The 11,772-nt window shown below is 55.6% G+C and carries 7 protein-coding genes; 2 read left to right on the forward strand and 5 right to left on the reverse strand.

Going from position 1 to position 11,772, the window contains the following annotated elements:
- Positions 1-41: 41 nt before the first annotated feature.
- The 3 genes from ABWO67_RS01835 to ABWO67_RS01845 all read right to left on the reverse strand — a co-directional run bounded on the left by ABWO67_RS01835 (position 42) and on the right by ABWO67_RS01845 (position 1,622).
- Positions 42-950, reverse strand: a complete 909-nt coding sequence (locus tag ABWO67_RS01835) for a LysR family transcriptional regulator (protein ID WP_353146697.1) — start codon at positions 948-950, stop codon at positions 42-44.
- Between the two features lie 88 nt (positions 951-1,038).
- Positions 1,039-1,377: an endoribonuclease MazF gene (gene mazF, locus ABWO67_RS01840; protein ID WP_353146699.1), complete on the reverse strand. Its 339-nt coding sequence runs from the start codon at positions 1,375-1,377 to the stop codon at positions 1,039-1,041.
- Positions 1,378-1,391: 14 nt separating this feature from the next.
- Positions 1,392-1,622 (reverse strand): AbrB/MazE/SpoVT family DNA-binding domain-containing protein, encoded by a 231-nt coding sequence (locus ABWO67_RS01845; RefSeq protein ID WP_353146701.1) that lies wholly within the window; start codon positions 1,620-1,622, stop codon positions 1,392-1,394.
- A gap of 161 nt (positions 1,623-1,783) precedes the next feature.
- Between ABWO67_RS01845 and clpB the strand changes: the two genes are divergently transcribed.
- The gene (gene clpB, locus ABWO67_RS01850; RefSeq protein WP_353146702.1) at positions 1,784-4,378 is read left to right on the forward strand and encodes an ATP-dependent chaperone ClpB; all 2,595 of its coding nucleotides are present in this window, start codon (positions 1,784-1,786) and stop codon (positions 4,376-4,378) included.
- Between the two features lie 51 nt (positions 4,379-4,429).
- Here the strand turns inward: clpB and ABWO67_RS01855 are convergent, their stop codons facing one another.
- Both ABWO67_RS01855 and glnE read right to left on the reverse strand, forming a co-directional pair.
- Positions 4,430-5,122: an epoxyqueuosine reductase QueH gene (locus ABWO67_RS01855; RefSeq protein WP_353146704.1), complete on the reverse strand. Its 693-nt coding sequence runs from the start codon at positions 5,120-5,122 to the stop codon at positions 4,430-4,432.
- 52 nt (positions 5,123-5,174) lie between these two features.
- Positions 5,175-7,958, reverse strand: a complete 2,784-nt coding sequence (gene glnE, locus ABWO67_RS01860; protein WP_353146706.1) for a bifunctional [glutamate--ammonia ligase]-adenylyl-L-tyrosine phosphorylase/[glutamate--ammonia-ligase] adenylyltransferase — start codon at positions 7,956-7,958, stop codon at positions 5,175-5,177.
- A 111-nt stretch (positions 7,959-8,069) separates the two neighbouring features.
- Between glnE and ABWO67_RS01865 the strand changes: the two genes are divergently transcribed.
- On the forward strand, positions 8,070-11,738 hold the full coding sequence (locus tag ABWO67_RS01865; protein ID WP_353146708.1) for a YhdP family protein: 3,669 nt from the start codon (positions 8,070-8,072) through the stop codon (positions 11,736-11,738).
- Positions 11,739-11,772 lie beyond the last annotated feature (34 nt).

Here is an 11,772-nt window from a genome sequence, read left to right on the forward strand (position 1 = left end):
TGATGACCGAATAGACTTCAAGCGATGTTGTGGTATTTTCGCTAATGAGTTTCCCAGTAAGATGGCGTCGCATAGCACGTACGCAGCATTTCCACGAATAACCGAACCCGCAAAGGTAAGTGCTTGCGTTCAGGAAGCATAGCAAAAATACCGTTGGCAGGTGCGGCATATTCGTCCAGCACGCTTACCAGGCGGCCGCAAGCCAGGTCTTCATGCACTTCCCACAACGATCTCCAGGCCAGCCCAAAACCGGCTAGAACCCATTGATGCAGCACTGACCCGTCACTGCAAGCCATGTTGCCTTTGACGCGAATCGCACGTACTAGGCCGTCTTGCTTTAAAAGCCACCCTTTGGATTGATTGCCTTGGCTGCCAAATGATAGGCAATTATGTTGAGCCAAGTCATCGGGTGTGTTGGGGCGGCCGTGTCGGCCAAGGTAGGAGGGCGCAGCGACAATAACACGTTTGTTATCAGCTAGCCGTAAACCAACTATTTGCGAATCGTCCAGCTCACCGATACGAATTGCGCAGTCATAACCTTCTTCTATCAGATCCACCAGACGATCGCTGAGATCAAGCGCAAGGGTCAGGTCAGGGTAGCTGGTAGCGAAATCGGGCAGTAGCGGTGCTACGTGGCGACGGCCGAAACCCGCAGGCGCGCTGATACGCAAGTGACCGCTGGGCTTGACACTGCCTTGAGCAATACGTGTTTCGGCATCGTTCAGGTCACGCAATATGCGCTGTGCCTCTTCAAAAAAATCGCTGCCTTCCGAGGTTAGCGACAGGCGGCGCGTGGAACGCAGTAAAAGCTTGATACCCAGACGTGCTTCAAGCGCATTGATACGCCGTCCCATCATGGCGGGAGCCACGCCTTCGGCGCGCGCGGCAGCCGACAGGCTGCCCAGGGTGGCGATTGCCACAAAGCTTTGGAGCTGTTTGAATTTATCCATGCGGATTAAAAAGGGTGTGGCGATCTGCGGTTTTGGTGGCTCGGGAAAAGAAGAGGATAGTAGCAGATTAGAGGGCAAAGCCCGAGGATCAGGCTTTGAAAAGCAAGGCGTGCAGCTTGGCTCGTACTTCGCCCAATTCGTGAGATTCGACTCGGCCCTGATGGCTGATTTTGGTATTTATCCAGTCCAGGCTTTTGACTTGGTCGGCGAGCACGGCCTGGGAATGATCAGGCCCGATCAAGACTTCGAAGGGGTAGCCTTTAATGTTGGATGTGATGGCGCAGCACACGATCAAGCCTGTTTTCTTGTTGTAAGCGGAGGGGCTTAGAATAACTGCAGGTTTGTAATCCGGCGCGGAACTGGCTTTGGGCAGGTCGAAGTGCAGCCAGATGATGTCGCCTGTGTGCGGAATATAGCGTTTGCTCATGGAGGACTCCTGGATCAGACGTCGGCTGCACCGAAATCGATTTCGCCATGGATGTTTTTGGCCTTGATGCCGCTTAGTAGTTGGGAAAGCAGATATTCCTCGGCGCGTATCGGTTCGATGACGATAGAGCCGCGTTCCACCCGAATATCGATCACATCTTCTATTTCGATTTTAAGGGTTTTGATCATGGACGAAGGCAGGCGGACAGCCGCGCTGTTTCCCCATTTTTTGATGACACCACGCATGGTCGACTCCTTGGTGCTAGACGACGATTTTATTAGCTTAACAGTTTAGCCGGTGTGTCAACAATAAGTGTGTAATTTGCTTGTAATCCCTTGAAATTTCTGCTTATGGCCACACTTATTAAGCATTCGAGCGAACAGCTCTCTTTTCATGTGAAATGACTATGCGATTCGACAAACTAACTACAAAATTCCAGCAGGCCATCGCTGATGCGCAAAGCCTGGCTGTCAAGCACGATAATCCTTATATTGAACCCGCTCATGTGTTGGCCGCGCTGCTTGCCGACGCCGATAGCGGTGCGGGCAGCCTGTTGGCCCGTGCCGGCGTAGCGGTCAACCGCCTGGGCCCGGCCTTGAATGCGCAAATCGAAGGGTTTTCGCAAGTTCAGGGTGCCGAAGGCAATGTCCAGGTCAGCCGCGACTTGCAAGCCGTGTTTGCACGTACGGACAAAGAAGCCTCCAATCGCGGCGATAGCTATATCGCCAGCGAATTGTTCCTATTGGCGTTGGCCGACGATAAGGGCGAAACAGGCCGCATCCTTCGCGAAGCCGGCTTGCAGCGCAAGGCGCTGGAAGCGGCAATCGATGCCGTGCGCGGTGGCGCCGCGGTGTCGGATTCCGAAGGGGAATCCAACCGCGAAGCCTTGTCCAAGTATACGACCGACCTTACTGACCGCGCCCGTCAGGGCAAGCTGGACCCCGTAATAGGGCGCGACGACGAAATTCGCCGCACGATCCAGATTCTGCAGCGTCGCACCAAAAATAATCCGGTGCTGATCGGTGAGCCGGGTGTGGGTAAAACCGCCATCGTAGAAGGCCTGGCGCAGCGTATCATCAACAACGAAGTACCGGAAACCCTGAAGGGGAAACGGGTGCTTTCCCTGGACCTGGCGGCATTGCTTGCCGGCGCCAAGTATCGGGGCGAGTTCGAAGAACGGCTTAAAGCGGTTTTGAAGGAACTTTCCCAGGACGACGGCAAGACCATCGTATTTATCGATGAGCTGCATACCATGGTGGGTGCGGGCAAGGCTGAAGGCGCCATGGATGCCGGCAACATGCTCAAGCCGGCGCTATCGCGCGGCGAGCTCCATTGCATAGGCGCCACGACCTTGGACGAGTACCGTAAGTACATCGAAAAAGATGCCGCGCTGGAGCGCCGTTTTCAGAAAGTGTTCATCAACGAGCCTGACGTCGAATCGACCATTGCGATATTGCGCGGCTTGCAGGAGCGCTACGAACTGCATCACGGCGTGGCGATTACCGACCCTGCCATTGTGGCGGCGGCCGAGTTGTCGCATCGTTATATTACCGACCGCTTCCTGCCGGACAAGGCGATCGACCTTATTGACGAGGCCGCCGCCCGTATCCGCATGGAAATTGATTCCAAGCCTGAAGTCATGGACAAACTGGATCGGCGCATTATCCAGTTGAAAATCGAACGTGAGGCGGTGAACAAAGATACCGACGAAAGCTCGCAGCGCCGTTTGAAGGTGATTGAAGACGAACTGGTCAAGTTGCAGCGCGAATACAACGACTACGAAGAAGTTTGGAAGGCTGAAAAAGCGGCGGTGCAGGGTTCGCAATCCATTAAAGAGGAAATCGAACGTACACGTTCTGAAATGGCCGAACTGCAACGCAAAGGCCAGTTCGACAAGTTGGCCGAGCTGCAGTACAGCAAGCTTCCCGAGCTCGAAGGCCGTCTGCAGGCCGCCGAGGCAGGGCAGCAGGCATCAAGCGATAGCGATCGTCCGCGCTTGCTGCGCACGCAGGTCGGTACCGAGGAAATAGCTGAGGTGGTGTCTCGCGCCACGGGTATTCCTGTGGCCAAGATGTTGCAAGGCGAACGGGCCAAACTGTTGGGCATGGAAGATTTCCTGCATCAGCGAGTGGTAGGTCAGAACGAGGCGGTCACTCTGGTTTCAGATGCTATTCGCCGTTCGCGCGCGGGTTTGTCGGATCCTTCCCGGCCGTACGGGTCTTTCTTGTTCCTGGGGCCTACAGGCGTAGGGAAAACCGAATTGAGCAAGGCTTTGGCTAATTTCTTGTTCGATTCCGACGACCACATGGTGCGTATCGACATGAGCGAGTTCATGGAGAAGCATTCGGTGTCGCGCCTCATAGGGGCGCCTCCGGGGTATGTAGGCTACGAAGAAGGTGGCTACCTGACCGAGGCAGTGCGTCGCAAGCCTTATAGCGTGATCCTGCTCGATGAAGTCGAGAAGGCTCACCCTGATGTGTTCAACGTGTTGCTGCAGGTATTGGACGACGGGCGTTTGACGGACGGGCAAGGCCGTACGGTGGATTTTCGCAATACGGTGATCATCATGACGTCGAACCTGGGTTCGCAGCATATCCAAAGTATGACTGGCCAGCCTTACGACGTGATTAAAGAGGTGATCTGGGATGAGCTCAAGACATCGTTCCGGCCTGAGTTTCTGAACCGGATCGATGAAGTGGTGGTGTTCCATGGTCTGGAAGCCAAGCACATCGAGTCGATTGCCCGTATACAGGTTCAACGCTTGGCGCAGCGTATGGCGCAGCAGGAAATGCGGCTGGAGGTTTCGGATGCTGCGCTCGCGCAGTTAGCCCGTGCAGGGTTCGATCCGGTGTTTGGAGCACGTCCGCTCAAGCGCGCAATTCAGCAGCATATTGAAAATCCGGTTGCGCGGTTGATTCTGGAAGGCAAGTTTGGGCCCAAGGACGTGGTGCCGGTAGACTGGCAAAACGATAAATTCGTTTTTTCACGAACCTTGCAGTAAGTTGCGGTAAGCCGGACAGGGACCTGTCCGGCTTTGTAATGCAGTAACTGCTCAGGGCTTCGCAGGTATGGCAGGCGGCGGGTTGAGTTCGAGTTCGTCTTTACCGTAGAACTTGATGCCTATCTTGACCCGTTCGCGGCCCTGAGCCCTGCGGTGGCGGTTGGTGTCGCGTAAGGAATACACGCAGCCGCAGTATTCCTGTTGATAGAACTCCTCACGCTTGCTGATTTCTATCATGCGTGCGGAACCGCCGCCCTTGCGCCAGTTGTAAGTCCAGTAGATCAGTTCAGGATAGCGCGCAGCAGCGCGCTCGCCACAACCGTTGATCTGGTTCATGTCTTTCCAGCGCGAAATCCCGAGCGAACTGCTGATGGTGTCGAAACCATGCTCATGGGCATACAGGGCGGTACGCTCGAAGCGCATGTCAAAACACACTGTGCAGCGTTCGCCGCGTTCGGGCGCGTCTTCCAGGCCTTTTACACGTTCGAACCAATTGTCCCGGTCGTAATCGGCATCGATGAACTCAATATTGTGTTCTTCAGCGAAGCGTATGTTTTCGTTCTTGCGGATTTCGTATTCGCGATCGGGATGGATATTGGGGTTGTAAAAATAAATGGCATAGTCGATACCCGACGCTGTCATGGCTTCCATGACCTCGCCGGAGCATGGCGCACAGCAGGAGTGCAGCAGCACTTTCTTGCGGTTATCGGGTAGAACAAGTGTGGGGCGTTTGGGATCAGTCATAGCATAGGGATACGCCTGTTAAGGCGTATCGATAAAAGTGGTTTGGCCTATTTTAGTCGCCTATCACCATATTCCAAAGTTCCCGCACGGCGGCACGCTCGTCAAGCAACTGTTCGCTAGGCACGCGTGCCTTTTCCGCACCCTGAAGCCGTAACGCATGTTGTCGTTTGCGTAGCTCGCGATAGGCGTCGGCTACCCGGGCAGCAAGGTCGGCGGGAATCAATCCTGCTTCAGCCGCCAGGCGAAGCAGCGCAATATTACCCAAGTTGCCCAACAGTACCGGATGCTGGTGGGAATGGCATAGCACCAAGTACTGGGTAATGAATTCTATATCGACCATCCCGCCGCGGTCATGTTTTAGATCAAAGTCTGACGTGCGGTTCAGGTGGCCGGTAGCAATCTTTTCCCGCATGGAACGGACCTCGGCCTTGAAGGCCTCCGGGTCGCGCGGCAACAGCAACACTTGTTGGCGAATTTGCTCGAAGCGTTCGCCGATTTCCGCGTCGCCCGCTACGAACCTGGCCCTGGTGATCGCTTGATGTTCCCACGCCCATGCATGCTTTGTTTGGTACTGTGCGAAGGCGTCGATGGATACCGCAAGCAAGCCCGCATCGCCGTCGGGGCGCAAGCGCAGATCGATTTCGTACAGACGGCCCGATGATGTCATTGTCGACAGCCAGGAAGACATGCGTCGCCCAAGCTTGGCATAGACTTCGCTGGCGTCATCGTCGCTGGGGTCATCGTAAAGAAACACCAGGTCCAGATCCGACGCATAGCCGATTTCTTTGCCGCCCAACTTGCCATAGGCAATGATGGCAAACCGGGGCTGTCCCGGATCGGTCTGCCTGTTTCTGGCTTGCACCAGAGGCCATACACGCGTAATGGTTTCAGCCAGCAGCATATCGGCGAGCGATGACAGGTGGTCGGCCAGGTGTTCGACCGTCAACACGCCTTCCAGGTCTTGGGCCAACAACTGGAATGTGATCTGATGTTGCAGGTCGCGCATCAAATTCATTTGTTGCTCGACATCAGGCTGGCCGTCCGGCAGCGTGCAGGCATCAAGCTCGTTGTGCAGTTGTTGGGCAATTTGTTTGAAATCAGGCGGCTCGAGCAGGGAGTGCCATTCGATCAGGCTATCGAGCAACAATGGGAAACGGCTTAGATATTGGGAGGCCCACGGGCTTGCGCTGACGATGCGGGCCACTCTGGCCAGGGTGGCAGGGTACTCGGCGAGCAGCGCCAGGTAAGCGCTGCGCTGGGCAATGTGTTCGACCAGTGTCAATAGTCGTATGGAGGTCAGTTCTGGTTGAACGGTTTTGGCTGCGGCGCTGATAATCGCTGGCAGCAATGCTTCGAGGCGCTTGCGGCTAGTCGCAGGAAGGCTGCGGATGCGATGGCTGTCCAGCAGGGCGTCTATGCGCTGGCAAATGCCGGGCGCATTGTCGCCAAGATATTGCTGGATATGTTCTGTCAGATTATTGCAGGTGGCAGAAATGGCCGTTGCCGAGTCGCTGCCGTTGTCGTCGTCGTCCTCGCCGCCCATGCCCGCGATTCGGAAGGCATTTCGAAAGTTATTCTCGACGAAGCTGCGATGGGCTGCCAATTGGGTTTCGAAGTCCGGCATGGTCATGCCCATGGCCTGTGCCAGGCCGAGGCGCTGCGCCTCATCACGAGGCAGCAGGTGAGTTTGTTCATCTTCGCGGTACTGCAGCAGGTGTTCGACACGCCTTAGAAAACAGTAAGCCGCTTCCAGGCTGTCGGCTACGTCCTCGGGAATTACCCCCGCTTTTTTCTGTTTATATAGTGCTGAAAGCAGAGTCCGTTGCTGCAGCGACGGCATGCGTCCGCCACGTATGAGCTGGCTTAGCTGTACGATGAATTCGACTTCACGTATGCCGCCATCACCCAGCTTGATGTTGTGCACTGTGTCCACGCCTGTGCGCGCTAGTGCGCGGCGTTGCCAGTCTTGTCTGATTCGTTCCCGCAACCCCCGTAGCGCCGCCAAGGCGTCGAAATCGAAGTATTTGCGATAAACGAAAGGCGTACGCAAGGATTCGACCTGTTCCAGTTGGCTTGCCGAGTCGCTGCCCTCAAACGCCTGGCAGGGAATAACCCGGCTTTTCAGCCAGGCATAGCGTTCCCATTCCCGCCCCTGGGTGACCAGATAGCTTTCCAGAGCATCCAGGCTCCAGGCCAGCGGACCGGAGTCGCCATCGGGGCGCAGACGCAAATCGGTACGGAAGACTTGCCCGTCGGCGTCGGCTTCGGAAAGCACAGGCATCATGCGCTGTGTAACTCGCCCGTAGAATTCGTGGTGACTGATTTTCCGGCGGCCAGTCGTTTCACCTTCTTCGCCATACAGCATGATCAGGTCAATGTCGGAGGAAACATTCAGTTCCTTACCGCCCAGCTTGCCCATGCCGAGAATAATCATCTCTTGCGGCTTGCCTGTATTCGGATCCAGCGGCGTACCGTGAACTTCAGCCAGGCTGGCCGCAACGCTTTTATAAGCTTCGGCAACTGCCAGATCGGCCAACGTAGACATGGCAGTTATCACTTCCTGCAACGGGGCGACGCCATTGATGTCGCGCACCATCATCGTGAAGAACACGCGCTCTCGAAGCTGACGTAATATGCGTCGTACTTCCGGCACGGAAAGTGTGGCGTCGACGGTCTCTTGCTTTAGCTCGTTGAACCACGTTTGGATCGTACTTCGTGCAACGGGATGCATGGCGGCTTGCGTCAACCAGCTTTCGAACGAAGCGTTGGCTCCGATCTTGCGGCGCAATGCGCCGGACCATCGCAGGGCGGGCTCTAATATAATGGTTTCGGACATAGGGTTTACAACAAAGGGGCAAGGCTTAAAAACAAAGAGACGAAACCCATAAAAACGGGTACAAGACCCAAGAAGATACTGCAAATATTACTGTTCTGGCTAATTCAATCTGTGTTCCGACTTTCTTGCGCATTCCTTAAGCTGCTTTGCACCGTAGCACTGATCCTCTATTTTCTGGCGGCAGGACTCTTTCTGGGCGTCCGATACTGGGCTCTGCCCAATATAGATCAGTGGCGTCCCTATATTGAACAGCAATTGTCCACAGCACTAAAAGCGCGGGTTACCCTGGGCGGCGTCGCTGCCGATTGGGGCGGGCTCAATCCCCGGTTTGAACTGACCGACGTTAGCTTCACGGATCGTCGCCAGCGCAAGGTTCTGAGCCTGCCGAACGTCCAGGCGGTACTGAGCTGGCGCACTCTTATCACCGGAACCCCCCAGTTTTTAAGCTTGCAGGCCGCCGACATCGATATCAGCGTGCGGCGTAGCCGCAGTCAGCGGCTCTGGGTGCTTGGGCAATCATTTCACGCCGACGCCATCGAACAACCTGATGTGGGCCAGCAGAACGAAGTGCTTGCGTGGCTGGCAACGCAACGCCAAATATCGTTGCGCAATGCCACGATACGTTGGATAGACGAGTCGCGCTTGGCACCGCCGTTGGTGCTTAAGGCTGTGAACGTGGCCATGAGCAATCGCGATGATGACCACCATTTTTCTTTGACGGCCATACCGCCAACCGAGCTGGGCGACTCATTGGATGTGCGTGGGCAGTTTTTGTATGACGCTAGCGATGCATCGCAGGCGTTTTCTTTGCAAAACAGTAACGGCCAACTTTATATGCATGTGGATAAAATGCGGCCTCTGGGCTGGAGTCCTTGGGTCGATTTGCCGCAACCTTTAGAGTCGGGTGAGGTGTCGGCCAAGGGCTGGCTGGCATTTTCCGCAGGCCAGCTTACCCATTTTACTTCCGACATCATCGTTGAGAATGGCCGCTTGGGGTTTGGCGGCAATACGCATGTTCAAGCTGATTCGTTGCGTTGGTATATGGCAGGGCCTTGGGATGGCTTCCAGCACTTTTTCCCGGCGAGGCCTGATTCAGAGTCACAGGCCGAGCCGGTAACGCAGCCCCTTGCCGCTGTGGCGCCAGCCCCGCCTGTCGAGTTTCGCCTGCTTGCTGAGAATTTGGATGTGAGGGCTACTGACATGTTTGCGTATCCCTTGAATTTCACTCGTATTGGCGCCCAGGGTTCGGTTCAGGATTTGCCGGGCTCGATGTTGCGTGTGCAAGCTGACCGCTTGAATTTGCTTAATAAGGATATGCAGGCCAGTCTTGAAGGAAGCTGGCAACAAGGGGGGGCGGGGGCCGCCGGACTGATCGATATTCGAGGGCGATTCAAGCGGGCGCTGATCACGGCGATTGATGAATATTTGCCTAATGTAGTCAATCTTGATGCGCGAGAATGGATGGCCAAAGGTTTGGTCGAGGGCCAGATTAATGACGCGGACCTGGTATTGAAGGGTGATCTTGTGCACTTTCCTTTCGCCAACCAGCCATCTGAAGGCGACTTCAAGGTAACAGGGACATATTCGGACGGGGTGATCGATTATTTGCCGGCGGAAGGCAAGCGCCTGGGCTGGCCGCGCCTGACTAATATGCAGGGTAAGGTTGAAATGCACCGGGCCAGTTTGAGCTTGGTAGCGGATCAGGCTGTGATGGTGCCAGCAGCCGGCCTGCCCATTCAATTGAACAATGTCACTGCCCATATCCCCGACATTGAAGATGACTCCGTCCTGACCATAAATGGCGCAACGACAGCCAAAGGCGAGGCCTATATGGCGTTGATGACGCATTCCCCTTTGGGTGGGATGCTGGATGGGATGTTTAACGAGGCCAAGGTGGATGGTGCCTGGGAGGTTCCATTGTCGTTGAAGATTCCTCTGCTTCATAGCCACGACACGACGGTGGATGGCGCTATTCATTTTGCGGGGAGCACCGTACGGTTGTCCCCGCAAATGCCTGCGTTTACCCAAGTCACAGGCATATTGCACTTTACCGATACCGCACTGAGTTCCTCCGGACTCAAGGCCGACTTTTTAGGAGGTCCAGTGGCGTTAAGTGGTGGAGTAGGTGGGACTTTCAAAGGGTTGCAGCTACAGGGGCGGGCGACGGCTGGCGCCTTGACCGATTATGTGGGCCTTGCGGGTATGAAGCGGCTGCAAGGTACTGTTCCTTACAAAGCGACTTTGCAGAGGGACGATGCTAACGCGCTCTCTCTCTCGCTTGACTCGACGTTGTCTGGGCTGGCGCTGGATTTGCCGGCGCCGTTGGGCAAGCAGGCCGGGCAAACCATGCCTTTGCAGGTGAATTGGCGGCCGCAGTCGGGTGGTAAACGCATGGCGTTGGGGATCACGCTGGGCAAAGAGGTGAACGTAAAACTGTTGCACAATTCAGGTCAGAAGAGCGGCCCATTCTTCTATACAGGATCAGTCGGGGTGAATCAGAGCCCGGACACCTTGGCAGCTGGCATGAACCTGGATATTCGCTATCCTTTGGTCGATGCCGATGAATGGGACCGAATCATCACGGAGTTCTCCACTGCGTTATCGACCCAGGTAAAGCAGCCGGAATATCCTCCATTACCCCCAGTAAAACAATTGCGTTTGCAAGCGACGCAAGCCCATGTGCTTGGCGTCAATCTGGATGAACTGACTTTTACCGCGCGCCAGCCTAAGACTGAGCAGTGGCGGGTAGACATCAGTTCGTCGCAAACTGCCGGGACGCTGTTCTGGCGCGAGGCCAAAGGGCGAGTCGCCGGACGGGTGGATGCCAATTTCGACCGCCTTTCTCTGGGGCGGGCCAAGGAGGATGGCGTCGAAAGTAAACAGAGTGCGGATGAGGATAGCTTTAGCGCCGCCGATGATCTGGATATTCCTGCCGTGAATTTACGCGTCAAGAATTTCCGCCTGTATGGGCGCGATGTGGGCGAGCTATCGTTGGTTGGCGTCAATCAGGCTCGGGGCCAGTTATGGCGGCTGGACGAGCTTAAGTTGGTCAGTCCATCAGCGACGCTGGCGGGCTCGGGGGTGTGGCGCTTGAATGGCCAGAATCGCGGGCTGACGCTGGATGCCGAGGCGCAGATTAAGGATTTCGGGGCGTATTTGGATCAGATCGGCATGAAGGACATGATGAAAGCTGGCAAGGGTACGGTAACTGGCCAGTTTGAGTGGCGCAACATGCCATGGAAATTCAGCAAGTCAGATTTGAATGGCAAAATAACGTTCGATCTGGACAGTGGACGCTTCAATAACCTGAATTCACGTGCTTCGCGATTGCTGGAACTGCTTTCGTTGCAGTCAGTGCGAAGGTTGGCGCGCCTTGAACTCAATCCGGCTAGCCTGACCAAAGAAGGATTTCCTTACGATAAATTGCGTGGCATGTTCACGCTGAATAGCGGCATCATGAGCACGACCGACTACCGTGTCATTGGTCCCGTTGGAACGATTGTTATTGGCGGTAACGTCGACCTGATCGGTGAGCGGTTGGACTTGCAGGCCGTCGTCGTCCCCAATCTGGATGTAAGCGGCGCCGCTATTGCTGCAGGCATAGCGATTAACCCCATCGTCGGTGTGGGCGCGTTCCTGACGCAGTGGTTATTGCAAGGCCCGCTCGCCAAAGCCATGACGGTAGAGTACGAAATCAAGGGTGGCTGGGATGATCCCAAGATCAAAGAAGTCGCAGCGCCCGTTGCGCCGAACAAGCCCGCTGAACACGTGGAACCGTAGGGGGAGAGAAGCCCGAACCGTGTCGGATTGACGC

Source organism: Pollutimonas bauzanensis, from assembly GCF_040393045.1.
GTDB lineage: Bacteria > Pseudomonadota > Gammaproteobacteria > Burkholderiales > Burkholderiaceae_B > Pollutimonas > Pollutimonas bauzanensis_A.

Coding starts and splice junctions, on each gene's coding strand:
- ABWO67_RS01835 (WP_353146697.1), bottom strand. CDS start 950: ATGGATAAATTCAAACAGCTCCAAAGCTTTGTGGCAATCGCCACCCTG.
- mazF (WP_353146699.1), bottom strand. CDS start 1,377: ATGAGCAAACGCTATATTCCGCACACAGGCGACATCATCTGGCTGCAC.
- ABWO67_RS01845 (WP_353146701.1), bottom strand. CDS start 1,622: ATGCGTGGTGTCATCAAAAAATGGGGAAACAGCGCGGCTGTCCGCCTG.
- clpB (WP_353146702.1), top strand. CDS start 1,784: ATGCGATTCGACAAACTAACTACAAAATTCCAGCAGGCCATCGCTGAT.
- ABWO67_RS01855 (WP_353146704.1), bottom strand. CDS start 5,122: ATGACTGATCCCAAACGCCCCACACTTGTTCTACCCGATAACCGCAAG.
- glnE (WP_353146706.1), bottom strand. CDS start 7,958: ATGTCCGAAACCATTATATTAGAGCCCGCCCTGCGATGGTCCGGCGCA.